Raw genomic sequence first — 418 nt, 5'->3', positions numbered from 1 at the left:
GTGTCAACTTCAAAATGTCCAAAGGTTTGTCGTGCTTTCACACTTTCAGGTCTCGTTTCAATCGAACGACCATGCACAAATACTTGTCGTCTACCATCAGATTGACGCTTTTGACGGATACCTTTGTCAGGCAAATCAGCCAATGATAGTTTGAGTCGACCAGCATTGAGCCAATTATAAATCGTTTTGAAAGGTAACCCTAAAACATGCGCAGCGGTTTCTGGTGACCACTTCAATATACCAATGTGGTGATTCAAAAAGACAGCGATAGCTGGTGTTAGCGTGTCATGACGACCACGTAGATGACGTTTTTTCAATGCCAACGCATGAGCAATCTCAGCTTTATAGGGTGTAACTTGATGAATTTCAATCGAAACGGTTGAAGGAGAGCGTTTAATAAAGCGCGCAATGGCACGAA

1 pseudogene is annotated in these 418 nt (G+C 42.8%); it reads right to left on the bottom strand.

The window, feature by feature from the left end:
- A pseudogene (locus tag BMG01_RS11140) lies at positions 1-418 on the bottom strand (IS30-like element IS1070 family transposase); the annotation flags it as partial.

Source organism: Leuconostoc sp. BM2 (assembly GCF_002095565.1).
Lineage (GTDB): Bacteria > Bacillota > Bacilli > Lactobacillales > Lactobacillaceae > Leuconostoc > Leuconostoc falkenbergense.
Note: the sequence above shows the minus strand (reverse complement) of the source record. Positions and strands in the feature narration are given on the sequence as shown.